This window comes from Paenibacillus sp. S25 (assembly GCF_019454085.1).
GTDB classification, from domain to species: Bacteria; Bacillota; Bacilli; order Paenibacillales; family Paenibacillaceae; genus Paenibacillus; species Paenibacillus polymyxa_B.
Genome location: NZ_CP073683.1, coordinates 1,730,445 through 1,755,679 on the forward strand (window position 1 = coordinate 1,730,445; position 25,235 = coordinate 1,755,679).

General features: G+C 44.9%; 23 protein-coding genes. 13 read left to right on the plus strand and 10 right to left on the minus strand.

What is annotated here, in order from left to right; translation table 11 throughout:
* Positions 1-67: 67 nt before the first annotated feature.
* The gene (locus KAI37_RS07510) at positions 68-3,169 is read left to right on the plus strand and encodes a lantibiotic dehydratase (protein ID WP_258383081.1); all 3,102 of its coding nucleotides are present in this window, start codon (positions 68-70) and stop codon (positions 3,167-3,169) included.
* 154 nt (positions 3,170-3,323) lie between these two features.
* Positions 3,324-5,057, plus strand: a complete 1,734-nt coding sequence (locus KAI37_RS07515; RefSeq protein ID WP_258383054.1) for an ABC transporter ATP-binding protein — start codon at positions 3,324-3,326, stop codon at positions 5,055-5,057.
* A gap of 44 nt (positions 5,058-5,101) precedes the next feature.
* Here the strand turns inward: KAI37_RS07515 and KAI37_RS07520 are convergent, their stop codons facing one another.
* Both KAI37_RS07520 and KAI37_RS07525 read right to left on the minus strand, forming a co-directional pair.
* Positions 5,102-5,425, minus strand: coding sequence for an AzlD domain-containing protein (locus KAI37_RS07520; protein ID WP_025723962.1), 324 nt, complete (start codon positions 5,423-5,425; stop codon positions 5,102-5,104).
* The gene (locus tag KAI37_RS07525) at positions 5,422-6,147 is read right to left on the minus strand and encodes an AzlC family ABC transporter permease (protein ID WP_023987840.1); all 726 of its coding nucleotides are present in this window, start codon (positions 6,145-6,147) and stop codon (positions 5,422-5,424) included. The genes KAI37_RS07520 and KAI37_RS07525 overlap by 4 nt, the downstream gene beginning before the upstream one ends.
* Positions 6,148-6,301: 154 nt before the next feature.
* On the opposite strand from KAI37_RS07525, the gene KAI37_RS07530 reads away from it, so the two are divergent.
* Entirely contained in the window at positions 6,302-6,475 is a 174-nt protein-coding gene (locus tag KAI37_RS07530) for a hypothetical protein (protein WP_179085935.1), read from the plus strand.
* A 73-nt stretch (positions 6,476-6,548) separates the two neighbouring features.
* Here KAI37_RS07530 and KAI37_RS07535 read toward each other — a convergent pair whose 3' ends face one another.
* On the minus strand, positions 6,549-7,787 hold the full coding sequence (locus KAI37_RS07535; RefSeq protein WP_025723964.1) for an MFS transporter: 1,239 nt from the start codon (positions 7,785-7,787) through the stop codon (positions 6,549-6,551).
* Positions 7,788-8,194: 407 nt separating this feature from the next.
* Here KAI37_RS07535 and KAI37_RS07540 point away from each other — a divergent pair, with 407 nt between their 5' ends.
* Together KAI37_RS07540 and KAI37_RS07545 are read left to right on the plus strand one after the other, a co-directional pair.
* Entirely contained in the window at positions 8,195-8,743 is a 549-nt protein-coding gene (locus KAI37_RS07540; RefSeq protein ID WP_029516544.1) for a helix-turn-helix domain-containing protein, read from the plus strand.
* Between the two features lie 100 nt (positions 8,744-8,843).
* Positions 8,844-9,359, plus strand: a complete 516-nt coding sequence (locus tag KAI37_RS07545) for an acyl-CoA thioesterase (RefSeq protein ID WP_220030998.1) — start codon at positions 8,844-8,846, stop codon at positions 9,357-9,359.
* 109 nt (positions 9,360-9,468) lie between these two features.
* On the opposite strand, the gene KAI37_RS07550 is transcribed toward KAI37_RS07545, so the two are convergent.
* Positions 9,469-10,935 (minus strand): RICIN domain-containing protein, encoded by a 1,467-nt coding sequence (locus tag KAI37_RS07550; protein WP_220030999.1) that lies wholly within the window; start codon positions 10,933-10,935, stop codon positions 9,469-9,471.
* A 227-nt stretch (positions 10,936-11,162) separates the two neighbouring features.
* Here KAI37_RS07550 and KAI37_RS07555 point away from each other — a divergent pair, with 227 nt between their 5' ends.
* Positions 11,163-11,861, plus strand: coding sequence for a 4'-phosphopantetheinyl transferase family protein (locus KAI37_RS07555; protein WP_220031000.1), 699 nt, complete (start codon positions 11,163-11,165; stop codon positions 11,859-11,861).
* A 45-nt stretch (positions 11,862-11,906) separates the two neighbouring features.
* Entirely contained in the window at positions 11,907-13,496 is a 1,590-nt protein-coding gene (locus KAI37_RS07560) for an amidohydrolase (RefSeq protein ID WP_220031001.1), read from the plus strand.
* A 69-nt stretch (positions 13,497-13,565) separates the two neighbouring features.
* Here the strand turns inward: KAI37_RS07560 and KAI37_RS07565 are convergent, their stop codons facing one another.
* The 3 genes from KAI37_RS07565 to KAI37_RS07575 form a co-directional block, all read right to left on the minus strand.
* A complete protein-coding gene (locus KAI37_RS07565; RefSeq protein ID WP_220031002.1) occupies positions 13,566-15,191 on the minus strand; it encodes an S-layer homology domain-containing protein in 1,626 nt (541 codons plus the stop codon).
* Between the two features lie 157 nt (positions 15,192-15,348).
* Complete coding sequence (locus tag KAI37_RS07570) at positions 15,349-16,200, minus strand: DegV family protein (RefSeq protein ID WP_220031003.1); 852 nt, start codon at positions 16,198-16,200, stop codon at positions 15,349-15,351.
* A gap of 32 nt (positions 16,201-16,232) precedes the next feature.
* On the minus strand, positions 16,233-16,706 hold the full coding sequence (locus tag KAI37_RS07575; RefSeq protein WP_220031004.1) for a hypothetical protein: 474 nt from the start codon (positions 16,704-16,706) through the stop codon (positions 16,233-16,235).
* A gap of 218 nt (positions 16,707-16,924) precedes the next feature.
* Here KAI37_RS07575 and KAI37_RS07580 point away from each other — a divergent pair, with 218 nt between their 5' ends.
* Positions 16,925-17,308, plus strand: a complete 384-nt coding sequence (locus KAI37_RS07580; RefSeq protein ID WP_071640103.1) for a DUF423 domain-containing protein — start codon at positions 16,925-16,927, stop codon at positions 17,306-17,308.
* A gap of 106 nt (positions 17,309-17,414) precedes the next feature.
* Here KAI37_RS07580 and KAI37_RS07585 read toward each other — a convergent pair whose 3' ends face one another.
* The 3 genes from KAI37_RS07585 to infC all read right to left on the minus strand — a co-directional run bounded on the left by KAI37_RS07585 (position 17,415) and on the right by infC (position 19,745).
* Positions 17,415-17,963, minus strand: coding sequence for a hypothetical protein (locus KAI37_RS07585; protein WP_220031005.1), 549 nt, complete (start codon positions 17,961-17,963; stop codon positions 17,415-17,417).
* Between the two features lie 435 nt (positions 17,964-18,398).
* On the minus strand, positions 18,399-19,169 hold the full coding sequence (locus tag KAI37_RS07590; RefSeq protein WP_071640105.1) for an ANT(4')-I family aminoglycoside nucleotidyltransferase: 771 nt from the start codon (positions 19,167-19,169) through the stop codon (positions 18,399-18,401).
* Positions 19,170-19,229: 60 nt separating this feature from the next.
* Positions 19,230-19,745 carry a translation initiation factor IF-3 gene (gene infC, locus KAI37_RS07595; RefSeq protein WP_071640106.1) on the minus strand — a complete coding sequence of 172 codons (516 nt, stop codon included), beginning with the start codon at positions 19,743-19,745 and terminating at the stop codon, positions 19,230-19,232.
* Between the two features lie 168 nt (positions 19,746-19,913).
* Here infC and KAI37_RS07600 point away from each other — a divergent pair, with 168 nt between their 5' ends.
* The 5 genes from KAI37_RS07600 to KAI37_RS07620 all read left to right on the plus strand — a co-directional run bounded on the left by KAI37_RS07600 (position 19,914) and on the right by KAI37_RS07620 (position 25,225).
* Positions 19,914-20,909: an ABC transporter substrate-binding protein gene (locus KAI37_RS07600; RefSeq protein WP_071640107.1), complete on the plus strand. Its 996-nt coding sequence runs from the start codon at positions 19,914-19,916 to the stop codon at positions 20,907-20,909.
* Positions 20,906-22,954, plus strand: coding sequence for an iron ABC transporter permease (locus KAI37_RS07605; protein WP_071640108.1), 2,049 nt, complete (start codon positions 20,906-20,908; stop codon positions 22,952-22,954). Before KAI37_RS07600 ends, KAI37_RS07605 begins: the two co-directional genes overlap by 4 nt.
* 130 nt (positions 22,955-23,084) lie before the next feature.
* Positions 23,085-23,396, plus strand: coding sequence for an ArsR/SmtB family transcription factor (locus KAI37_RS07610; RefSeq protein ID WP_220031006.1), 312 nt, complete (start codon positions 23,085-23,087; stop codon positions 23,394-23,396).
* 76 nt (positions 23,397-23,472) lie between these two features.
* Positions 23,473-24,648: an MFS transporter gene (locus KAI37_RS07615; RefSeq protein ID WP_220031007.1), complete on the plus strand. Its 1,176-nt coding sequence runs from the start codon at positions 23,473-23,475 to the stop codon at positions 24,646-24,648.
* Positions 24,649-24,700: 52 nt separating this feature from the next.
* A complete protein-coding gene (locus tag KAI37_RS07620) occupies positions 24,701-25,225 on the plus strand; it encodes a hypothetical protein (protein ID WP_220031008.1) in 525 nt (174 codons plus the stop codon).
* Positions 25,226-25,235 lie beyond the last annotated feature (10 nt).

Genomic DNA, 25,235 nt, shown 5'->3' on the forward strand with positions numbered 1-25,235 from the left:
TTTTTTTCTAATCAGAGCTCCATTACTATCGCTAGACCAATATTTTCAGGTGTTTTCGGATCAAGATGTGGACAGCCAGCTTACTTTGGAGGAAATAACTCGTCGATTAAAGTTGATATCCCAAGAAGCTGTTGTTCAAGAAGCCATATCATTAGCCTCTCCGTCCCTAATGCAGTTTCTACATTACTTGAATGATGGTCATGCTTTGGATGATAAAGGAGAGCTACAAAAGTATGAGAAGACGCTGAACAGCTTTTATCGTTATTTTATTCGGATGACTACCCGAACGACTCCATTTGGGTTATTTTCAGGAGTGGGGCAGGGGATTTGCGGGAAGACTACCGATCTGGATATTGGTAGCTATCCTAAGCATCTGAAGAGAGCCAGACCCGACATGGAATGGATATATAAACTGATTCAAAAAATAGAAGCTGATCCAGCCATATTTAATCAACTTAAGGTCTTCCTAAACAAAACGGTTATGATCAAAGGGAATCGAGCCAAATTACCATTCCGACCTAAGCATGGAGCAGCAGAAGCTGATGATTCGGCAGAAATTTTTAATTCCATTCGGCTTACTGACGTTGTTCGAATGACGTTTGAAGCTGCGGAACATCCCATTCGGGTGATGGAACTCAAAGAAATACTATTAAAGGCATTCCCTGACGCTACTTTGGAAATCATAGCTGATTATTTGCAGCAACTAGTAGAGCAAGAGTTTATTCTGAGCGAGCTTAGACCTCCGTTAATGGATCATTCACCCTTTCATTACATATTCGAAAAAATTAAAAAACTGGACATTTCCGATCCTTGGATTCACATTTTACACGAAATTGATGCTTTATTACTTCAATATAATCAGTGCACGATTGGAGAAGGAGAGAAGGTCTACCGGAAATTATGTGACAAAATGCTGGATATCATTTCTGTAAAAACACCTGTACAAGTTGATGTTAAATTGGATAAAGAAGTAACGCTGCCGAAACATGTGCTTGATGAGGTTTCATTAGGGGCTGAAGTCATGTGCAAATTGTATGCATCCCCCAAAACGGACGAATTGGATGAATATTTGAATCGTTTCTTGGAAAAGTACGGTGTGTATCAGGAGGTTCCTATTCATGAACTGTTTGATGAGGATTGGGGTTTGGGTATACCGGAAATGTATCGTTCAAATGAAAAAAAATCAATGGGCATGGAGGCTTTTAAACGCAACGCTGTTCTCTTTCAATGGGTTTCGGATGCCATTTCTAATCATGAAATAGAACTCGCCCTTACAGATGAACAATTAGAGCAACTGATGATTTCTGATAACTACGACACTTCCCCAGAATCAATGGAGATTTATTACAGTATATTTGCTGATTCTCCTGAAAAAGTTGATTCTGGAGACTATTCGCTTTTACTTGGAGCCAGTGCTGGCTCGAATAGAGCGGGTAAAACCTTTGGACGTTTTCTGGATATGTTGAGTGAGGAGTTTGTACAAAAATTCTCTGAAATATATGATCATCACCGATGCTTTCATCCCGATGCGTTATTGTCAGAGATGGTTTTTATGCCGGAACAGGGGAAAATATCAAATATCTCATTAAGCAAAAATTTAATGGCATATGAGATTGTGTCGGGAACCACCTCTTCTAAAGATGAGGACCATACGCTCTGTATTGATGATTTAGTGGTGGGTGCTACTCATGATCGTTTTTATGTCAAGTCCAGACGTTTGGGTAAGGAAATAATCCCCTTGCAAACACACATGCTGAATTACAAGCTTTCACCACATATATTCAGATTTCTAACGGATATTACCAATAAAGAGATTGGTACGTGGTCTTATTTTGACTGGGGGCCATTAGAGCAATCCCCTTTTTTGCCAAGACTAGTATATAAAAAGATCATTATTAGTGCTGCGCAGTGGAAACTGAGCAAAGCTTCATTGAATATTTCAGAATCATGCGAGTCCAAAGAAGGAGAAGAACTTTTCCATGTGTGGAGACAACAATGGAATGTACCGCGTTATGTTTACCTAACGATGGGGGATAATCGCCTTTTATTAGACCTATGCAACCTTTTCCATATCAAAGAATTGCTACATGAGGTGAGCAAGACACGTGAAGGACAGGAACTTCTTCTTACCGAGTGTTTGGGTAATCCCTTCCATACCCCAGTACAGGGGACGGCAGGAAGATATATGGGAGAATTTGTGTTTCCACTAAAGAAGAAAAAAATAAAGGTGAAACCGAGTATCCCTAGTTCACAAAACCATATTGTTTCTCAAAACTTCATTACTCATACTCCTTCCAGCATTCATAGAGGCATATTTCCAGGAGGGGAGTGGCTATACCTTAAATTGTACGGAATCAAGGAAAGAGAGACTGACCTGGTAGGCTTAAGCCTAGGGCATCTCTTAAAACAGCCGGGGTTTAAGGATTGGAGTCAAAAATTTTACTTTTTGCGATACGTTGATCCTGAACATCATATCCGTTTACGTTTTCAGGGAGAGCCCGATAAGCTATGGACAGCTGGTTTGGCGCAATTAAATCAGTGGGCAGCCGAGTTACGTGAAGAGGGGCTAATAACAAATATGGTCATAGATACATACCATCCTGAATGGGAGAGGTATGGAGGACAGACACTTATGGAGCTGGCAGAACAGGTTTTTGACGTGGATAGTCAATGGGTCATCGCCTATATGAAGGGAATTCGCTCTAATGCTTTCAATCTGGACATAGAGATTGTGGCTGTGATGAACATTATTCATTATCTGAGTGGTTTTGGTTTAACGATTCAGGAGCAAGTGAAATGGCTAGAAGAGAGAATTGATTGCAAGCCTCATATGAAGGCATTCAGGGATGTCAAAAAAACATTGATTACCGCTGTAGAGTCGAATTATGAATGGATTGGACAAGCAGATACGAACACACAGGTTGCTTTCTTAGCGCTTGTAGAAAAAAGACAGACTATGATTCAGAAGTATGCTCAAGCGATAATCCTGGCTAAAAATAATCACGAACTTACCAATCATCCTGATGATATTTTAGGCAGTATCATTCATATGCATTTGAATCGTCTGCTTGGTGTAAATAGGGAGCGAGAAATAAAATGTATGGCTTTAGCTAAGCATACAGTAGCTAACCTGTTGCATAGGAAAGGGGTAAGCTATGTCACAGTCTGATGGACAAACCAATGACCTGATCTCTTTGTCCTATAAAAATATATTTCGTACCTTTTTATTTTGGCCTCGTATATTCAGGCTGCTTTGGGACACACATCCTTCCTTTTTGATTGCTATACTCATTACGAATTTATTGAAGGGCGCAATTCCTGCTGTGATCCTTTTAACTACGAGAGAATTAATCAACAGTGTCGTGGCCGGAGCGTCAGGAGGAAGCTTTCAACCTGTTTTTATAGCTTTTGGCGTCTTGATCGGTGTCAATTTGCTGTACGATCTGATCAATATTGGCGAAAGCTTTTTTCGTAAAATGTTTCAAAGCCGGCTATCGAACCAGGTAAATATCAGAATTATTGAAAAAGCACAAAAGATGTCTTTGCAGTCGTTTGAGGATGCAGATGTGCAAAATATGCTCCAACGTGCTCAGGGAGAGGCAGATTTTAGGCCGTTTGAAATATTTACTCAAATCCTTGCCATTATTAGCAGTGTTGTAACCTTATTCTCGACGGGTGCTATTCTCATCGCATGGAGATGGTGGGCGTTCTTATTCATTTTTCTCATTCCATGCTTATCATTTTATTCTTTTTTACGTATCGGACAAAGAGAATTTAATGTTCACTTTCAAAGAGCAGGAAGACAACGTGAATCCTGGTATTTGTCGTTTTTAGTGACAAGAGATAATAGTTTTAAAGAAGTGAAAATATTTCAATTGGGAGACTATCTGCGAAAAAGATACAAAACGATACTCGAAGGGTTTTATCGCGAGGATAAAGTGCTAGCAGTTCGTAGATCCTATACTTCTCTTGTATTTCAGATTGTAAATCAGGGTGCGTGTGCATTTATTATTTTCATGGCCATACAAGCCACTTATGTTGGTCAAATTTTAGTGGGGAACTTGGTGAGCTTAATTCAGGGTATCACGTTAACCCAGTCAACATCGCAGAGCATTGTACAAGGGATTTTAAGCTTGTGTCAAAATAATTTGTATATCAAGCAGCTATTTGACTTTTTGGATATGCCGGAAGAGGCAAAAATACAAAAATCAGTTCAGCAATTGCCTTTGTCCGCTATTCACAGTATTGAATTTCGGAATGTATCGTTTAGATATCCGAACACGGAGGAGAATGCCATTTCTAATGTTAGCTTCAAGCTTCATCAAGGAGAGAAGCTGGCCATTGTAGGGAAAAATGGATCGGGTAAATCAACAATTGTGAAGTTAATGACTCATTTGTATTCCGATTTTGAGGGAGAAATCTTAATTAATGGACACTCTATACATGAATTGGATAAAGACAGTTTTAGAGCCAAAATAGGCGTTGTTTTTCAGGATTTTGTACATTATGAGATGGCTGTTAGAGATAATATAGGCTTTGGTAATGTGGCTTCCAGAGAAAATGATGAGGCTATTTGGACAGCTATAGATAAGGCGGGAATCACAGATTTGATAGTCGGCCTGCCTGATAAAATAAATAGCTTGCTTGGAAAATGGTTTGAAGATGGACAGCAGCTATCTGGAGGACAATGGCAGCGTATTGCAATAGCTAGGGCTTTTATGAGAAATGCCGATATATATGTCTTGGATGAACCGAGCTCTTTTTTGGATCCACACGCGGAGAAAGAGGTTTTTCAAAAGTTTGATCAGCTTATTCATGAGAAAATTGGAGTGTTTATTTCACACAGATTGTCCTCTGCACGTATGGCCGATATCATTATTTTAATGGAGGAGGGTAGAATTGTAGAAGCAGGTAGCCATGAACGCTTAATGGATATAGACGGAGTGTATGCAGAAATGTTCAGGCTCCAAGCCTCCTCGTATCTTTCACAACGAGAACGTGGTTTTGAGGAAGAAAATCTGTCGCCCTCGTTAGTAAGGACGACAGGTGGATCATAAGAAAGGACAGATGCCCTCCTATTGTAGGAGGGTAATTTTTATCTTCACCACAAAAGTCGAACTACAGCCATACTCACAATACCGACAACGACGGTAGCCAGCAGGTTTTTGCTCCACAAGGCGGTCACTAGCGTAGGAAGAACAGCCATAAGCACTTGCCCATTAAGAGTGACTGAGGTCTCGGTTCGAACGAGCAGATTTTCCATCACGAGGGCCGTGAATATGCAGATGGGAATATAGGAAAGCCATTGTAGCACTGGCTTGGGTAGCGCCAGCCTTTGCAGCACGACAAAGGGAATGATCCTTGGAATCGCCGTGACAATCATGGCACTGATAATGATATACAGGACATTGGGATTAATGTTCATTTGTCGGTTAACACTCCAATCGTTGCGGTGATCATGGTCGCTATAATGACGGCGATATGTGATGGCACCCACCAGGCCAAAAGGTACATCAGAACAGCCATACATAGCACAAGCAGCAGACGATGCTTGAGTTTGGAGGTCTGGACACTTTGGAGCTGGGAAATGAGTAAGGCAAGAAACATCGCAGGCAAGGCAAAGTCCAGACCAAAAGCCTCCGGTCGGGAAATCCAGTTCCCGAGAACCCCTCCCGCCACACAGGATGCAATCCAGGCGAGATAAGCTGTAATATTAAGCCCGTTCATCCAGCGGTCACTGACCTGCCCGCCTTTAGCCAATTTATCCGATGCTACTCCAAAGGATTCGTCCGTCAAAAGAACACCGATGCCTATGTTTTTCCACAATGAATATTTAGAAAAGTAAGGAGCCAGCGATGCACTTAATAGCAGGTGACGAGCATTCACAATGAAAGTCGTTAAAATAATGACGGATGGAGGACTGGCTGCAGCCAGCATCGAGCACATAATAAACTGGGAGGCTCCTGCGTATACAAGCGCCGACATGAAGGCAATTTCCATGGTGCTAACCCCTGATGAGGCACCCACAATGCCTGCCGCGAACCCAATACATACATAACCGAGCAATGTAGGAATACAATCTTTAACCCCTTGTAAAAAGCTGAGTGAATCGTGCTTCGTTCCGCTCAACTCCGAAGCTATGGACATTTTAACCTTACCCCCAGTGTATAAATTTTATAATAGTATATAACGTAAATTGTAAAGCATCAATATATTATACGTTTGTATGTTATATTGAATAGTTCCTACAGGAGAATTGCTCTTAAAAAGCTGTTTTACTGTTGACAACCCAATGAAGGCTATGTATTTACCAATAAGGTTCGGTCGTGTTCCGGTTCCAGACGATTTGGCAGCAGCTAGTCATCCAAAAGCGGTGTTCAAATGTACTCCCGATGAGTTCTTCGAAATGGCAAACGGGCAAGAACTGATGATGAATCAAAGCAGCTCGGATGTGTTCATACAAGGGCTGTTTTGACTGAATGGGGAACTCGTAAAAAAAGGGCGTCCCAGTCAGTTCATGACTTATGGGACAACCCTAAGGTGATGATTTATATAAGCTCCTGCCGCTTTTTTAGATATCCGTAGAGAATAATTCCCGAGATCGCGCAGATGGCTGCGCATAGACCGATAACTCCATAACCCGCCTGAAGCCCGCGCAGTATGCCAAGCTCAGTGGTTGCGCCGTAGACTATCTTGACTCCTTCGATTACCCAGCCGATCACATAGTTGCCAATGACACTACCTATGCCCATCAGCGTGACGACGAACGTAATAGCTGTATCACTGTCCTTCGGATATCTCCTTGCTATGAACGCCATCACGGTCGGATAGATCATTGCAATACCTGCACCCGATACGGCAAAGAGAAACGCCAGTCTCTCTCCACCCGCGATTGCTGCGAACGTACATATCGCTGAGAAGGCGGAGAATAGAATCGTCGAAAGCACGAACCCCATCCGGTCTGTGAGCGGACCAAGCAACAGGCGCCCCAACGAGAAGGTAAGAAAGAACGCTGAGAGCATGCTGGACGCCTTCACCGTGCTCCATGAATACGCTTTCTCTAAAAAGTTGACCAGCCAGCCCCCAACTGCGAGCTCAGAGACTACTCCAAACGACAGGATCATTACCATCATCCAGAGTGCTGGATCGCGGGTTAGCGTCTTGAGTGAGGTTCGATCCTCATGCTGCAAATCGTCACCCGGGAAGGTGCTGAGCAGTGCGGCCACAATCGGCAGCAGGCAGAGCGACAACATAGCCAGATACATCCCCCGCCAGTCCAGCATATGTCCAAATACCGTCAGTGACATGACTCCCGTCGCCAGCAAAGGGGCGACTGTTGAGCTGAGCCCATAGAAAAAGTGGGACAAATTCATCATCGTGCCGGTATTTTTCACAAAAATCCTCGCCCCCAAAATTGCGAGCGCAATCTCCAGCATGCCGTTCCCGATATACATCAAGAAGTAGGACGAGGCGAAGAACGGATACGTGTGCGACAGGTAGATGAACACTCCCGAGATGATCATGGAAGCAAAGGAAATGATGCTGACCGCCTTGATTCCCCACTTACGGACAAGGACAGCGGTGAACGAGCAGGCAATCAAATAACCAAGTGCGTTTAGAGACAACAATGTTCCGAGCTGCTGTTCATCCAGATTGAAGTCGAATTGGATGCGTGGAATGGCAGGGCCTTTAATATTTTCCGAGATGCCAAATACAATAAAGCCAATAAAAATTGTCGCCAGCTGCATCGTATACATGTGGCGGGACTTGCGGGTTTGCAGATTCAAATTTAGTCCCTCCTAGATAGCCAAACTTGATTTTCTCACCTGTTGGGTGTTCAGGGACGGAAAAGTCATAGGATAGCAGCCCTCCTTCAGGATATTACAATAGTTTTGAAAAAAGTTTTAATAAGTGAAAAGTTTAAGGACATTTTTATTCAATGTCAAATGTTTTTATTGCATGTTGAAGTAAGCGAGGAACCTGACCATATTACAGTAAATTGTAGCATGTCTACTTCCCGTTTAAGCTTTGTATTACCTTGATCGGCTACACTTAATTTACTGTGGATAATAAGTCGTGCATCCAAAATTGCAAAAGATAAATGATATTTTACGATACAGTCTATATATAGCGAACACACAGTCTTTTGTGTATTCTTCTTATATAGACTTTTGGATACAAGGAGGCATCGTCCGTGGATTCAATGCAGTATATTATTGGCTCTAATTTGGCTCAAATCAGGAAGACTAGAGGATTAAGTTTGGATAAGGTGGCTGAACTGACAGGAGTCAGCAAAGGGATGCTGGCTCAGATTGAGAAGGGGAAATCCAATCCTACGGTAACAACCCTTTGGAAAATTGCGAACGGTTTGCACGTATCCTTCTCCACCTTTCTTAAAGAAGACCCGCCGCAAATCACGAAGATTCGGAGGGAAGACCTGCATCCGGTTATTGATGAGGACGGTAATTATTTTGTTTACCCTGTATTCCCGTATCACGCTGAAAAGAAGTTTGAGGTGTTCACGGTAAGTCTGAAGCCAGGCTTTACACACCAGGCAGAGAAGCATTTGGGAGAGGAAACGATTCTCATGATCCGTGGGGAAATGTACTTTGAAATGCAGGGGCAACAGCTCAAGCTGAGTGCAGGGGATGCTGTGCAATTTCAAGTATCTGACATACATACCTACCGGAATGATTCGGATGAGGATGCCGATTTTTATGTATTGATTTATTATGCGGATTAGTGGGATGATTAGCATAGTCTAAAACAGGCTTCCACATCAGGATTTTGCAAAATCCTGAGATATAAAAAGAGAGCAACGAGGAAAAGAGAGGAAAGAACCCATGGAAAGCAAGTACATCCGAGAAACCTACTGCTTCAAGACGTCCCGAGTATTTCCCAACGATATCAACAATCATAACACGCTCTTCGGCGGCCGATTGATGTCGTATATCGACGATATCGCATCTATTGCAGCTGCTAAGCTGTGTCGTATGAACACGGTTACAGCCTCTACGGATTCGGTGGATTTTTTGCTACCTATCCATCCGAGTGATTCTGTCACGCTAGAAGCGTTCGTAACCTGGACAGGCCGCAGCTCGATGGAGGTGTTCGTAAAGGTGATTCGTGAAGGACTGATGACTGGCGACCGTAAAATCGCAGCCACCGCCTTCCTGACCTTTGTGGCATTGGACGAGAACAACCGTAAAGTGACCGTCCCGCAGGTGATTCCAGAAACAGAAGAGCAGTTACAATTGCACCAGACGGCTCCATCACGTGCAGCCATACGGCGTCAGCGGAGGGAAGAAAGCAAGCAGCTGGCTAGTTTTCTGACCACAGATTATCCGTGGGAACTGTAACGTACTAGAGATTATCAATTTCATCGTTTTACGTAAAAAGGAGCCGTCTTTTCCGTTAGCAGTCACCATGATCTACTCGGAATACGGCTCCTTTTGAAAATAACTTGAGCTATTCTACTTTAACTACACGGAAATGCTGATTCGTCCCACCATTATCGCCCCATTGAATGGCTTTGGCTCCATCGGCGGTGGCGCCTTCAGAAATATCGATCAGCTTGCCGGTTGCCCGATTTTTCAGCTTGTAATAACCACCGGTTACGGATACTAATTGCCAATGCTGACTGGACCAGCCTCCGTCACTCCACTGCTCAATAACTGTACCGTCTGTTGTGGTACCGCTTTCAACACCAATTAGCTTTCCGCTGTTGCGGTTCACAATTTTATAATATCCGCTGCCTGCATCCTTGAGCTGCCATTGCTGGTTTGCTGCTCCGGAATTTGCACGTTGCTCCAGGTCTGCGCCGTCCGTCGTTGCATTGCCAATAATGCTTAGTGGCTTATTGCTCTTGCGATTCACTAGCTGATAATAGGCATCCGGATCAATGGCAATTGGCGTTGTTATCCCCTCGACCGCACCACTGGCGGTGTCAATATTAATGCTGTCGAACCAATCCATGGCTAATGAAGTCGCTGTTGGAAAACGCAGTGGCAACCATACATATTGAGAATCCTGCACAGGACCGCTCCAGGCACCCGCCCAACGGTCGCCCAAATACAGGTATGAAGTTGTCTGGGCACCCTCAACAGGAATCACGTAAGCCGACTGTGAACCATAAGTCGTACCGTCTCCGAAGTTTATCGTATTACTCCAGGTTCCTTCAATGCTGGATGCGGTAGCATACTTGGCTTGATTGGGATTCCAGCCGGTTGCCCCGGATGTAATCAGGAAGTAGACGTCTCCTTTTTTGAACATCGCCGGAGCTTCACGATATTGTCCTGGCCAAAGTGTAGTCACCAGCGATTCAACTTGCAGAAAATCCGGTGTCAGACGATAAATGTTCAGATCCGCGTTTACTCGGGTAGCCGAAATCAGGTAAGCTGTACCGTTATCGTTGTATACGGTCATATCGCGCGAATCGTAATCCAGAGGACGGAAGCTGCCCTGATAGGTGTAATCGCCGTCCACGGTATCGGAAGAAGCAACAGCCACTCGGGCCTCGTTGTAATTAACCCCATTCTCCTTATGCATCCATAATACGTATTTACGTGTTTTTTCATTGTAAATCACTTTCGGACGTTCAATATTCGAAACATTCAGCTCTACAGCGGAGCTGCTGGTCAGTACGTTTTTACGAAACTCCCAGTTTTTTAAATCAGAGGAACGGTAGGCGGATACCGCCTTGAACGTGCCGTTGGGATTACGATTTTCACCAAACCAATAATAGTAACCGTCTACTTTAATCATACCACCCCCATGGGCATGGACCACGTTTCCATCTGTATCTTTAAACTGAATGCCATTCACAACATTCGCTGAAGCGGCTGAAGCGATCTTAGGAGAAAACATCTGAAAAATGCTCAACGTCAGCAAAATAGAGAGCATAATACACAGCAAGCGGGCAAAATCATATTTCATTGTTTCGTCCTCCTCTGTATGCGTTATTTTAAAGCGCTTTCATTAATGGGCTCTATGAAGTAGTTTTAATAGAGATGCTTATCCCAATTGTATCCATATTGAATTGAAAGTGCTAGAGTAGTATATTGACCATGTACACGGCACACGCCATCCATATCTAACAGACTTCCATCGAACGGTGAGTGTTACTAACTGGCTGATATTCATTAGGTATACAGGAGGCAACCATGAAAATATACGCGATTGATACGAGCAAGCCGGAGGCTGAGGAGCATTACGAAATACTGGTAAATCGGGTTTCGCTGGAAAAGCAGCACAAGTTAGATCGTTTTTTACATCGGGAAGATGCTTTGAGGGGCTTATATGCCGATGTGCTGCTAAGATGGTTGGCCTGCCGGCAATTGAAGATATCTAATGCCAGTCTTCAATTTACATACAATGCATTCGGTAAGCCTTCCTTGATAAATGCACCCGCATTCCATTTTAATGTTTCTCACTCGGGAAAATGGGTGGTGTGCGCTATTGATGATCACCCGCTTGGAATCGACATTGAACAGCTCCGTCCTATTGATTTTGAGGTAGGTAGAGTGTGCTTTTCGGACACAGAGTATGATGCGTTAATGCGTCAGGACGCAGACAGCCGATTGTCCTACTTTTACGATCTATGGACGCTTAAGGAAAGCTTTGTGAAGGCCGAGGGGCAGGGACTAACCCTACCGTTGAAGTCTTTTTCATTCGAGCTGAAGGCACAACCGTTCATAGGCTTCACGACAGAGGGCTTTACCACCGAGTATTGTCATTTTAAGCAGTATGAGCTGGATCAGGATTATAAAATGGCTGTCTGTGCAGCTCATGACCAATTTGCCCAGCAGGTGCAGCAGTTAGATATAAACACACTACGCTTGGAAGTGGCAACACAGGCGTAATATGAGGTGGATATGCGTATAGTTGAAAAAAGGAGATGAGTGGCGTTGACATTTGTTTTGTTCAAGCACGGCCGGTTGTATGGGGAGTGGGCTTCCAAAGGAGACTCCATCGTTGTACAGCAGGGTCGGATACAAGCCATCGGATATGCTCGGGAGCTTGAATTGCAGTTGACCGGTAAGGAATATGAAACTGTGGATTGGGAAGACGCCTATGTACTGCCAGGCTTAACCGATTCACATATGCATTTGTCTATGCATGGTATGAAGCTGGCTATGCTGGATTTAACATCAGCTACCTCCAAGGAAGAGATGCTGGCTATGCTGCGCAAACGGGTCGCTGTAACACCGCCGGGAGAGTGGATTTTAGGACTCAACTGGAATGAAAATGCGTTTATTCCTGTTGAAATTCCAGGTATAGCCGAGCTGGATGCCATTACAGATCAGCATCCGGTATATCTCACTCGTACGTGCTTTCATACGTTCTTGGCCAATTCAGAGGCATTTCGGCGTGCAGGTATTAGCGAGGACACCCCTGACCCAGCTTCGGGAGCCTATGGACGAGACGCAGATGGACGGTTGAACGGATTAATTTATGAGGAAGCATCCTTTGCCTTTACTAGCGTGCAGCCAGAGCCGGATTATTCGGTTAAGAAGGACACGATTCGGCGGGCTTGCCTGGATGCGCTACGGCTTGGTCTGACTGCTGCACACACGGAAGATTTACGTTTTTTAGGCAGCGTGGAGACGATGCAGCGAATTTACAGGGAGCTGAGGGAAGAAGGTCTTGTTTTTCGCACACACCAGCTCATCTATCATCCATTTATGGAGGAAGCGAAAGTGCAAGGGCTGCGTGCAGGTACCGGAAATGAATGGTTTAAAATCGGTGCGATTAAAATGTTTGCCGATGGCGCTATTGGTGGAAGAACGGCATTATTGTCTGAACCTTATAGTGATGCTCCACATACCTGCGGAATGGCGATTCAACCGCAGCCAGAGCTGAATCAGATGGTGGCAGCTGCCAGGACCGCAGGCTTTCCGGTGGCTGTACATGCTATAGGGGATGGGGCAGCGCACATGATCCTGACAGCGATGGAGGTCCATGTGCTCACGGAGGAAAGCGGTTTGCCAGATCGTCTGATCCATGGACAGTTGCTTAGAAGAGATTTGGTCAAGAGAATGGTGAAGCTGCCGCTGATTGCGGACATCCAGCCCCGTTTTGTCGCAAGTGACTTCCCTTGGGTACTGGATCGGGTGGGGAAAGAACGGACTGAATATTTATATGCCTGGAAAAAGCTGCTGGAAGCAGGCATTCCATGTGCTGGAGGTAGTGACGCGCCGATTGAGCCGTTAAACCCTTTTCTTGGTATTCATGCGGCAGTGACTCGCGCCAAGCCGGAACAAATGCATGAGGGCTATCTTCCCGCTGAAAAGCTGGATGTACATGAAGCCATTCGTCTGTTTACCACGGGAAGCGCAGTAGCAGCCGGGGAAGCTGATGAAAGAGGGGCGATAGCTGAAGGGAAAGCGGCTGACTTTACAGTCATTGACCGTGATGTATCGGAAAGCCCGCAAGCTTTACTTGATGTTAAGGTACGAATGACAGTTGTAAACGGGAAAGTTGCATATCGGTCATAGGCTGGTGATAAGTATATATGCCAAAAGCCTTCAACGTCACTTTTCACGTGAGGTTGAAGGCTTTGTATTTTATAAACCACGCTGTATAAATCGGTCTGCGTTTTTTACACTGGACCACAGATCAGAGCTTGCTCCGCCCGGATACCAGTAGGCGAAGCCAGCAAACCCAGCATCCTGCCCCAAGCGATACTTACGAGTGAAGGATCGTCCTTCTTCAAGCCACAGCTTATGAAGCTGCGTGTCTTTGTAAGACACGGTATACTGCTGAATATCCTCATTCCAGATTGGTTTGGAGACGGAACGGGATACTAGCTGGTTTTGCTGATCTAGTGATATATCAGAGGAAGCGATTGAATGTCCGCTAGCGTTAAGCGTCCAGTTCCGTGTAAATAATGGCAACGCCAAGATCGATTTCTCCGGATAGGTGGTTTGTACAAAACGCCGCACGCTTTCACGGAGCCATGGCAGTGAGGACACAGAGCCGGGGATCGAGCTACCTCCCCAATGCTCGTCATATCCCATCAGGATCAGATAGTCTGCCGCAGCACCAAGCTGTTTATAATCAAAGGCGGCAGTCCAGTCCGTTCCGTAATCAGGAGATACACAAATCGCCAGTACCGCATTCTGACTCTTCAACTTAGCTTTTAATTGTTGGACGAACAATGTTAAATTGGCACGATCCGGACCATCTACATTTTCAAAATCAATGACAAGTCCGTTCAAACCGTATACAGATACGGCGTTGGCAAGCTGAGTTATAGTTTTATTCCGTAGAACCTCACTGGATAGAATTTGGTGCGTCAGCACCAGGTTGGAACGGTTGCCTACCATAGCCCAGATATTTTTATGATGCTGTTTGGCCCAGGTGAGCAGCGAAGAATTGGTATAGTCGCTTATACTACCTGTTTCATTTAGAAAAAACCAACGTGGTGACAGGGTGTTGATGTTGGATTGGAGCACCGTATTTTCAAACTGTTGAACGGTTTGATCATATTGCCAGCCTATTCGGATGGAAGAAGCGGTGGAAGCAGTTTGGTTAGCATGCTTAGTTAAATACGTTAGCAGACGCTCCAGCAATGCCGCTGTTTCTTCGCGGGTTAGAGAGGATGCTGGGCGAAAATAGTTACTTTCACCTTTCATAAAGCCGTAACGATTTACGGTGGTTACCGCATCAAGAGCCCAATCTGCAATTTCCCCAGTATCTGTGAAGGAGGAAGTAGCATTTCCTGATCCGCCCGAAGAGCGGATGAGACGTGCGATCATCAAGGCTGCTTCTTGACGGGTTATAGGACTATTAGGTTGAAATGTGGCAGATGTTCCCCCCTGAACGATATTGAGTTGAGAAGCTGCTTCAATCCATCCATAGTACCACGTCTTTTTGGCAACATCTCGGTAGGAAGAAACGGCCGCTTGTACAGGCTCCAGACCGAGTGTACGGTCCAATGCGGTAACCCATTCGGCTCTGGTAATAGCCTTTTTAGGAGAGAAGTAACCAGATTGTGTACCGTTCAAAATTCCTTTAGCGTGCAGGGAAATAATAGACTGATAGGCATAGCTGTGTGCAATATCTTGGAACGTAGCACCAGATGCTGCTGCTGGAGCAGCTAAATATGATGTGGATGTGGTGAATATTGTGATGGCTGTAGTTGCTGATAGGGTGAGCCGGGTTAACCAACGTGATCGTTTGGAACTCATACCAAATAACCTTCTTTTTTATGATAGATTGTAGATTCATATATCGTTACTCGACGAATAATACTATCAAAAAGAGGAAAGTTATTCATTGCTAAATTGCTGGAAAAATACCAAAAAACCCGCTACCTATGCGGCAACGGGTTTGATATTGGATAAACTATGCTTTTTTGGCATACATAATACCGATAGTCTGTGGACCACAATGACTGGAAATGACACAGCCTGCTGTCGTTAGCAGTACCTCTTGTGCGTTCGTTTCTTCTTTCAAGCGAGCTTGCAGCATCAGCGCATCTTCCTCGGCCAAAGCGTGCACGACAATAATGATATCGTTATCCATCTGATCTCGTTGATTCAGAGCGTTTTGCAGCATCTGATCCAGTGCTTTTTCACGTTTGCCGCGGACTTTGTAAGCAGGCGTCATTTTTCCGTCAATCACTTTGATCACCGGACGAATTTTGAGCAGACTGCCGATCAGGTTTTGCATGCCTGAGCATCTTCCGCCTTTATACAGGTATTCAAGTGTATCAATGACAAATTCCGTGTCTATTAACGGCCTGGTTTTTGTCAACATGTCTACAATTTGCTCTATCGTATTGCCGTTGGCTGCCGCACGAGCAGCTTTCATCACAAGCAGGCCAAAGCCGCACGACAAATTCAAGGAATCAAAAACCGTAATGCGGCCTTCCGGAAATTCGGAGGCAGCGAGTAGCGCATTCTGGTACGTCGATGATAGCTCGGAAGACAGACTGATATATAAAATGTCGTCCCCTTGTTCTATGTAGGGCGCAAAGGCTTGAATAAAATCCGACGGAGAAGGTGCGGCGGTACGCGGTAAATGTCCCTCGCGGCTTACACGTTGAAATAATTGTTCTGGGTGAATGTTTACACCATCCTGCAATGCTTCATCACCAAATACTGTATACAATGGCACAATGCTAATATCGTACTGTTGGCGCCAGTGAGTAGGAATATCACTGGTACTGTCGGCAAAAATTTTAATTTTGTTCATACATTGAATCCTCTCTGTGTGATGCAGAAAAATTATAAAGATTGCACGGAGGAAGGATAGATATCCGCTGTGCTATTCGGAACGGAAAGACCGATGGCAAGAAGTGCAATAAAGCCCACAATAATAAGTGCATTAATGATTAAGCCTGTAATAGCAAAGGTTTTCTTACGGTTTTTTAACGCAATTCCAATGATACCGACCACAAGTCCGCTACAATTCAGCAACAGGCTGCCTAAAAAAATAAAAGGAAGCAGTACCGTTCCGGTTTGTTGCAGAGCGACTTCCGGGTTTATCGTTTGGTATTGGCCGAAATGAGCCAGCAGATTAATAACCATAATAGCCAGAATAATATATCCAATCAGGCTGACAAGCGACATAATAAAAGAAGCAATCCCGGGACCGGAATGTTTGAGCTTGACCGGAGGCTGGAACACAGGAGCTTCTGAAAAAACAGGGTGCTCCTCAGACGCAGCAGGCTTTTGCAAATTAGGATCTTGGTAACTCATTTTTTCAACTCCTTGAACATAGTCCGAACAGGTACTAATTTTCCACAAAATAAACAAAAAAGCAAGCTACCTTACACATTACCCTTCAAAAGACAGGGTCTAATCATCCAATTCTTTACGTGGTCTGTTCCACACGCTGGCTGGTAAACTTCATACGGTTTCGATAAAATAAGAAGAACATTCGGCTAAAAGGATGAGATGAAAAGGAGTACACAAACATGCAACGAAAATGGATATTTGTGGGATCTATAATGATGATGTTGGCGGTAGCCATTGGAGCGTTCGGGGCACATATTGTGAAAGCTCGGATCGACGCCGATGCTTTGGCCGTGTATGAAACAGGCGTAAAATATCATATGATTCACGCTGTCGGTTTGCTGATCATTGCGTTGGCTGCTGGACAGTGGGGTTCTTCCAACCGTTTAAGATGGGCAGCGCGTCTGTTATTAACGGGTATCATTTTGTTTTCCGGCAGCTTGTATGTGCTAAGTTTGACCGGAATCCGTGTGCTGGGGGCTATCACCCCCTTAGGAGGCGTGTGCTTTATTGCAGGATGGATATTGTTGGCATGGGCTGCCATGGGTCTGAAGAAAGAGGATTAGAGTTCTTTTCGGATAATGCAAAAAAAGAGAATGGGTAAGAAAGACGTCATGTTTTTCCTGCCCATTCTCTTTTTTTATGCTTCGTTTTTTTATGAAGTATTTACATTTACGATGTGATTTCATCGATCTCATTCATTTTAAAGGAGTACACTTGCTTCTCATCTACATGATACACACTCAGCAGGCTATTATCATGATCCAGATTGAGGATGCGGCAAGGGATGCTACGCTGTCCGCCATAGCGGTTCACGATTAACCGTACAAGCGTATTATCTTGTATATAGCGTTTGATCCATTCATACGTACTAAGTTCTTGTTGTGTTGCAGGCTTTGGCTGTACGTGGGATTGTTTGTTCTCTTGAACGACTGGCGGCTTGTTTGTAACTGCGGCTGACTTCTTTTTGGAGAACTTTTCCGCGAGCGTAGCGGCTGCATCAGATGGGCTATTCACGGCTGACTGTTTTTTTAGGTACAGTGCAGCTTCAATTAAATTGCCAAGTTCGATACCAGATTGAATCCGGCTATCCGCAATGTGTTCGTTTTGGCTCAAGAGATTAAGCAGGAACTGAAGGGCCTCTACATTCGAACGGCCTTTAACTAATACATCTACATTAAATAAATAACTGGTTTCGTCTTGATTTGATTCCTTTTTCATACATCCTCCAGCCCAAGCCATGGGTAATTAGTCTTTTATAGTACCTATCAATATATCATTAAAACGTAATCTATCATAGTGCCTAAGGCCCTGTTGTTGGATATTAACAAAAATAAAATCTATATAAATCCCTATGTGTAAAATTTTAATGGAGTACACTGGAATTGTACATTTTTGCATGTGTACACGAATAAGGTCAGTATGTGAGCACCAGATATAGATAAGCAAAGCCAGAGTTACATATACAGAGAATAAAGGAGGTAGGGGGTGAAATCAAGTAGTTTAAATTTTAAATATATTACAGTGGGAAAATATAACGAAGCAGTATCATCCATCCAGAAGAAAAGTAAAATCCCCCTTTACGAAAGGGGGAGGGGGCATATCAAAAACATGATATATTATAGTAAGCGCAATTAAAGTAAATTTTATTTTCGATCAAAATGGGATTCGTTGTGATCGAATAAGGTAGTCATGTTCGACTGCCCAACTCACAAGACCACTCCAGAAATCTTCACAGGCTGAAATGATCTTCGCTGGTTCAGCTAAATCTCCGGACATCACCAACTTAACTACATCATCAAATCCTTCTGGACGACTCGGCAGTTCCAGGGCCTCCGGTAGAACCATTGAACCCGTTGAGAAAAGCTTCTGATTGTGCAACCCAACTAACATAGCCCCATATTGGGCAAACTGCATTACCAAGTACGGCAAGTAGGTATGAGGGCCGTTTACACGGACATTTCTAAGCTTTCCTATAAACTCGTACATTTCACCTACAAGCACTTCGTTGATGGCATGCCTGAAATCTTCCTTTGTTGGGGATTCGGCCGCTTCCTTTAATATAGAAAAAAAGTTTTTAGGATCATACAGACGAAGTGGGGAAAAGAAGGGTCCATGTGTCAACGGCCAATCGCCCTCAACAGTAGAGGCAATTTTAAGAAGAATGTCTGAACTACAGACGTTCACCTCAGCTTTCCAGGGCCCCGCCGACCATTCATGGCTAAATTCTACGGGGCCGTTTGGTTCACTTAGTACACAAAACATTTCAATGTCCGAAAAAGGGCTATCAGTACCTTTGGCAACAGATCCATAGATCCCTATAGCCAGAATTTTGTCTCTGTATACTTCATGTAACCTCGCAGCTATTTCGTGGCAAGTCTGAAGTCTCTCACTTCGAGAAATGTTGACAGGTCCATTCATGTCCATTAGTGATCTCCCTCTGCTTCCTACGGTCTTAGTGATTTGTCCAATTTACGGATTTGCCATTCAGCGAGGGTTTAATTTCACTTGTGAGCCCTTGCCGCCCGTCTGAATTCCAGTATCCTTGACTCCGGCTTCCTTCAGATCGACTAGTAACCGCTCTAGTACCGCTTTGGCGACAGGTGCTTCTTTTGCACCAGACGCTTTAACGACCAACTGCACCGGTTTGCCGGAACGCAGATGTTTGTCTGCCTGACGCAGCTTCGTGTCGTAATCATGCTCCTCAATATGAGCAGTGAAGCGAAGCTCCTTGACCTTTTCTTTGCCGCTGTTTCTTGCGGCTCGACCGACATTCGTTTTGCTTGCTGCGGCTTCTTTTTGCGCAAGCGCTTTTCCTTTGCCCTTTGCGACCAAACTACAGGGTGGTGGACTGCTCATCAGTGAAGTGCAGACCAGGTCCACCCCTTTAGATCGGGCCAAGGCCAAGGCCTCTGACTTGGAGACAACGCCGAGCTTCTCCCCTGCGAGTCCAGTGAGTACCACTTCGTCAGCTTTAATTTGCTCGTTGATTAATACTGCCACGTAAATGTAGCCTCCCTTAAACAATGATAAAGCTATCATATACGGAACCTGTTTGCGATTCAATTTTAGATTTATCCGTATTGACAAAAGTCACTAAGCCCTATAATCTTTTACTGATAATGATTATCATTTTCCAATGTAATATACATATAGGGGTGATTGAGAGAAATGAAAAAGATGTTGAATAGCCTATTATTATTTGTAGTTTTTACTATTGTATTGGCGGGCTGCGGTGCGGCTGGGGATAGCTCGAAGACGGAAGGTACTGCAGGGTCTGAGCAGACATCCACAACGGCTGGTCCGGTTACGGTTAAGGACGACCATGGGGAAGTCAAGCTGGACAAGCCAGCGGAACGGGTCGTTGTACTCGAATGGACGTTTACCGAGGACCTCATTGCACTTGGCGTGCAGCCTGTCGGCAATGCGGACAATGAAAACTACAAGCTGTGGGTAACACCGGAGGCAAAGCTGGCTGATACCGTAACTGATATCGGCACACGGGGCGAACCGAATCTAGAAGCGATTGCAGCGCTCAAGCCGGATCTTATTATCTCTAACGCCGATAACAATGCAGCGATCTATGCACAGCTTAAGGGGATTGCACCAACGATAGAATTTGATCCTTATAAGGGGAACGGTTATGATTACGACCGTATGGTCGAAATTTTCAAGCAAGTTGCTGTGGCTACCGGAAAAACGGAACAGGCTGATAAGGTCCTAAGCGAACTTGACCAGCACTATATAGATGCAAAGGCTACATTGGAGAAGGCAGGCAAAGCAGACTTTCACTATGCGCTGACACAGGCCTTTACAGCTCAAAATGCTGCCAGTCTGCGAATGTTCAAAGAAAATTCGGTTGTAGTGGGAACGCTTGCGAAAATCGGCATGGTGAACGACTGGAAGTCGGACAAGACCGAGAAATACGGGTTTAGCACCGTAGGCATTGAAGCTCTTCCTGCTGTTCAGAATAGTAATTTTATCTATATTACACAAAAGACGGACGATGTATTTGGAGCCGCGATGAAGAACAACTCGGTATGGAACGGACTGAACTTTGTCAAAGAAAAACGGACCTACCCACTGGATGGTACAACATGGACGTTCGGCGGCCCAATCTCATCCAAAGTGCTGGTTGATCAAGTAGTCGGAGCTCTAACGAAATGACCCGAACAGGCACAACGGGTTTATCGAAGACTTGGCGTGTAGGAAGCATCTTTGGGGGCGGATTGATCGTCCTCATCGTGCTTTTTTTTGTAAGCTTGTGTTATGGAGAGGCTTCAATCCCGCTGCATACAGTAATTGAGGCGTTGACCCAGCGTCAGAATACGCTTGATCATAACATGGTGTGGGATCTCCGAATGCCGCGTACGGTCATCGGAATCCTGGCTGGTGGTGCGCTGGCCATCGCTGGTGCTCTGCTCCAGGCCATCACCAAAAATCCGCTGGCGGCTTCTGATACACTAGGAATTAACGCCGGTGCCTACTTTGTGGTCGTCCTTGGCGCAGTGATGTTTCCCGGATTGCTGCACCAGGCGCCGTTTCTATTTGCCGCTGTCGGCGGCCTGCTTGCAGCGGTGCTGGCTTACTTCATGGGCGGGGGACGAGCTGGAAGTCCGATTCGGTTGGCGCTTGCCGGCTTGATTGTATCCATGGTTCTCGGTTCGTTTACCGGAGCTTTGCATATCTTTTATTCATTTGAAACGCAAGGATTGTTTCTCTGGGGTTCTGGCTCGCTTGTGCAAAACGACTGGAGCGGGACGACTTACGCCTGGCCCTGGGTCGTAGGACTCTCGATCATTGCCGTTCTGCTGTCACGGCAGTTTGATGTTCTGGATCTGGATGAGTCCACATCCACGTCACTCGGACAAAAGGTTAGCTTGACCCGTGCGGTGGGAATTGTATTGGCTGTCCTGCTGTCGACCATTACAGTCAGCGTCATTGGACCCATTGGTTTTGTGGGTTTGGTAGCTCCGCATTTGGTGCGCTTAAGCGGTCTGAAAATGCATCGCTGGGTGCTGCCTGGTTCCTTCCTGTGGGGGGCATTACTGTTGACCGGCGCTGATGTGCTGGCGAAAATGGTCCACCAATCAAGCATGGATCTGCCGACCGGAGCAATGATGGCCCTGATTGGGGCTCCTTGGTTAATTTGGTTGATTCTGTGGAAGATGAAGCTGCCTTCTGGTATTAGTGGACAGTCTTCAATGAACATAGGTGTGCGCTCTCGGAAATTACCGTATGGCAGGCTCGTTATGTTGCTAGGGTGCGGTGCCGTGCTGTTGACCGTATTCAGCCTGATGTTTGGAGGAATGCGAATTCCGGTCAGCGATTTGTTGTCCGGCCTGTTCGGCGGTGAGAACGCAAATTCGGCCTTGCTGCAGTTTAGAATTCCGCGCACGCTGGTGGCAGCCGGGGCTGGTATCGCGCTTGCGGTCAGCGGTGTCTTGATCCAATTAGCTGTTCGTAATCCCTTAGCGGATGCCTCGATCATTGGTGTTTCTTCAGGGGCTGGTTTCGGCGCGCTTGCAGTGATTATCGTTTGGCCGGGGCTGCCTGTTTATATGCTGCCCATCGCGGCGATTGCCGGAGCGACGGTGTCGGCGGCGGTGATCTTCTTTTTATCATGGAACAAGCACCTAAACCCGTCTGTGGTCATCCTACTTGGGATTGCCGTATCAGCGATCGGAGCAGCTGGCATTCAGATACTGATTATCCAAGGTTCGCTTTGGGGCAGCACAGGCTATATTTGGCTGACCGGTAGTACCTACGCTCGAAACTGGGGGCAGGTGGCGACGATTCTGGCTTTTCTGCTCGTGTTGTTGCCAATAGCCTGGTGGCTAGCTCGCCGCTTCGATCTTTTGGTGTTTGACGATAGCAGCGCCATGGGACTGGGACTTCCGGTGCGCCGCACCCGGCTGCTGGCCATGGCAGTGGGTGTGCTGCTGGCAGGCGGAGCGGTGGCCTGTGTGGGTACAGTTGGCTTCATCGGGCTGATTGCCCCGCATATCGTGCGTACGTTGATTGGGCACCATGTACGCCGCTCCATTGTTCTGTCGAGCATCTTGGGAGCGGTGATGCTGGTGCTGGCTGATACGATTGGCCGGACAGTGCTTGCGCCGACCGAAATTCCTTCCGGATTGCTGATCGCACTGATCGGTGCACCGTATTTCCTGTACTTGATGTATCGCTCCAATAAGAGTAAGTCAGTGTAGTTGAATATGTACACAAACAGGCTGTTTCCCAGCGGATTTTCTGTGGGGAAGCAGCTTTTATTATTAATTCTCCTACGTAGTCATTGGGCTTTGTATTTACAAATCTAATAAAATAGATATAATATTTTATATGGAACCGTCATTGATTTATAAAGCATTGTCAAACGAAACTCGTCGTCTAATTATGCTGTGGTTAAAAAAACCAGAAGAGTTTTTTGATGAACAGGCTTATCTAAAGCAAGGGCTTAATTTTCAAATTGGTGTATGTGTGGGAGATATACAGGCTAAAGCGGGACTTGCGCAGTCTGTGATTTCAAGTTATTTATTAACGATGCAAAAATCCGGTTTGTTAGAGTCTGAGCGTATTGGGAAGTGGACGTACTATCGTCGGAATGAAAAAACAATCCAGGAATTTGCCGAGTACGTTCAAAAGCAACTATAAACTGAAAGGAGGTTTTTTTTCACATAACATATCTACAAATCTATATATATAATTAAATTGGAGGCATATACTTAAAATGAAAAAGGTTAACCCGTTACTTATTATCATTCTGGCTTTAGGCGTATTCGGCATTATTACAACGGAAATGGGGATTATAGGCGTTCTTCCTCAAGTAACCCAAAAATTCAATGTATCAGCTGCCCAGGCTGGTTGGCTCGTCAGTATTTTTTCTTTAGTTGTTGCCATTTCAGGTCCGTTCTTGACCTTACTCGTTTCCGGCATGAATCGTAAAGTCATTCTATTAACCGCTGTATTCAGTTTTGTCATTTCCAATATAGTGTATGCCTATACCACTCATTTTGAGGTCATGCTCATTTTTCGTGTTCTTCCTGCTATTTTTCATCCTGTCTTTTTTTCGGTCGCTCTCGTGACTGCATCTCATCTTGTCCCCCCTGAAAAGAGTAGTAAAGCGGTCACCAAGGTTTTCGCTGGAATTACAGTAGGATTTGCGTTTGGCGTGCCTTTGACTTCCTATCTTGCTGAAAAGATATCGTTAGAAGCTGCTTTCTTATTTGGTGCTGTCGTAAGCATGATTGCATTTGTAGGAATACTCGTATGGCTTCCTTCCCTGCCAGTTCAGGAAAAGATGTCTTATGGCAAACAGCTTGGTATATTACGTAAACCTCAATTGTGGTTCAACATTGTGACTGTTATTTTTATCTTTGCAGCTATGTTTTCGGTGTATAGCTACTTTGCTGAATATCTTGGAGAAGTAACTCTTATGAACGGGTCATGGATCAGTATGATGTTGATGGTCTTTGGAATCGTCATGATTTTTGGAAACTTTTTATTTGGGGGATTATTACATAAAAATCTGACTAAGACCGTCATCATGTTCCCATTGCTATATATGGTCATTTACGTATTCACTTATGCTCTGAGGACTTCTTTCCTACCGATGATTGTGGTTGTGCTCATTTGGGGGGCCGTGCATTCCGGGGGGCTTATTATTAGTCAAACATGGTTAACCACTGAAGCGAAAGAAGCTCCAGAGTTTGGTAACAGCCTGTTTGTCTCATTTTCTAATCTAGGTATTACGATGGGAGCTGCTATAGGCGGCTGGTTTATCTCTCACTTGGGAATACACCAGCTCATCTGGAGCGGAATGATGTTTGCACTGCTAGCGTTTTTATCTATGATTATAAAAATAAAATTGTTCAATTCGAATGCAACGGAAGCCAGCGTGCGTTAAAATATGGATAGACATTAGAAGAGTACTCTACATTATGTATTGGGAGGAATAGATGAATATTCGAATGTATCATGATCTGGAGGCTCAATTGGAAGAGGAAATTTGGGCTCTTGGTGAGGAAGCAGCTCATATACTCCCATTAGATAGCAACTTAGCTGAGGAAAAAGCACAGAGGGCCTGGGATCTAATACCCGAACCTAAGCATACATGGGGCATTACAGGTGTAACCCTACATCAATACGTTCAAATTCTCAATTATAACGGGCATACTCAGCGATCAGTAGAGCTTTTAAATGGGGAGATTATAGATTTGGAAGGTTCAGGGTACCGGATTATACATGCTGAACCTTATATCCAGATGGCGGAAACACTTCTTCATCAGAGCAAGCCTGTATTAGCTTATGAATATCTCCAGAAGGCATACTCGATTGGGAGTGCAAGAGCATTTCGGGACCAGCCCAAGCTTTATCTCAAAATGGCGAAAAGTGAAGCTCTGGATGAACAGGATATACTACTTCAATTTGCGGCGTTAGATGTGAATGCCAAACTTCTAAGCGATTTGAAGGATAATCAATAACCAATGAAAT

Bases quoted from the DNA above. Each gene is read 5' to 3' on its own strand.
- KAI37_RS07520 (WP_025723962.1), bottom strand. From the start codon at position 5,425: ATGAACATTAATCCCAATGTCCTGTATATCATTATCAGTGCCATGATT.
- KAI37_RS07525 (WP_023987840.1), bottom strand. From the start codon at position 6,147: ATGTCCATAGCTTCGGAGTTGAGCGGAACGAAGCACGATTCACTCAGC.
- KAI37_RS07530 (WP_179085935.1), top strand. From the start codon at position 6,302: ATGTATTTACCAATAAGGTTCGGTCGTGTTCCGGTTCCAGACGATTTG.
- KAI37_RS07545 (WP_220030998.1), top strand. From the start codon at position 8,844: ATGGAAAGCAAGTACATCCGAGAAACCTACTGCTTCAAGACGTCCCGA.
- KAI37_RS07550 (WP_220030999.1), bottom strand. From the start codon at position 10,935: ATGAAATATGATTTTGCCCGCTTGCTGTGTATTATGCTCTCTATTTTG.
- KAI37_RS07555 (WP_220031000.1), top strand. From the start codon at position 11,163: ATGAAAATATACGCGATTGATACGAGCAAGCCGGAGGCTGAGGAGCAT.
- KAI37_RS07565 (WP_220031002.1), bottom strand. From the start codon at position 15,191: ATGAGTTCCAAACGATCACGTTGGTTAACCCGGCTCACCCTATCAGCA.
- KAI37_RS07570 (WP_220031003.1), bottom strand. From the start codon at position 16,200: ATGAACAAAATTAAAATTTTTGCCGACAGTACCAGTGATATTCCTACT.
- KAI37_RS07575 (WP_220031004.1), bottom strand. From the start codon at position 16,706: ATGAGTTACCAAGATCCTAATTTGCAAAAGCCTGCTGCGTCTGAGGAG.
- KAI37_RS07580 (WP_071640103.1), top strand. From the start codon at position 16,925: ATGCAACGAAAATGGATATTTGTGGGATCTATAATGATGATGTTGGCG.
- KAI37_RS07585 (WP_220031005.1), bottom strand. From the start codon at position 17,963: ATGAAAAAGGAATCAAATCAAGACGAAACCAGTTATTTATTTAATGTA.
- KAI37_RS07590 (WP_071640105.1), bottom strand. From the start codon at position 19,169: ATGGACATGAATGGACCTGTCAACATTTCTCGAAGTGAGAGACTTCAG.
- KAI37_RS07600 (WP_071640107.1), top strand. From the start codon at position 19,914: ATGAAAAAGATGTTGAATAGCCTATTATTATTTGTAGTTTTTACTATT.
- KAI37_RS07605 (WP_071640108.1), top strand. From the start codon at position 20,906: ATGACCCGAACAGGCACAACGGGTTTATCGAAGACTTGGCGTGTAGGA.
- KAI37_RS07610 (WP_220031006.1), top strand. From the start codon at position 23,085: ATGGAACCGTCATTGATTTATAAAGCATTGTCAAACGAAACTCGTCGT.
- KAI37_RS07615 (WP_220031007.1), top strand. From the start codon at position 23,473: ATGAAAAAGGTTAACCCGTTACTTATTATCATTCTGGCTTTAGGCGTA.
- KAI37_RS07620 (WP_220031008.1), top strand. From the start codon at position 24,701: ATGAATATTCGAATGTATCATGATCTGGAGGCTCAATTGGAAGAGGAA.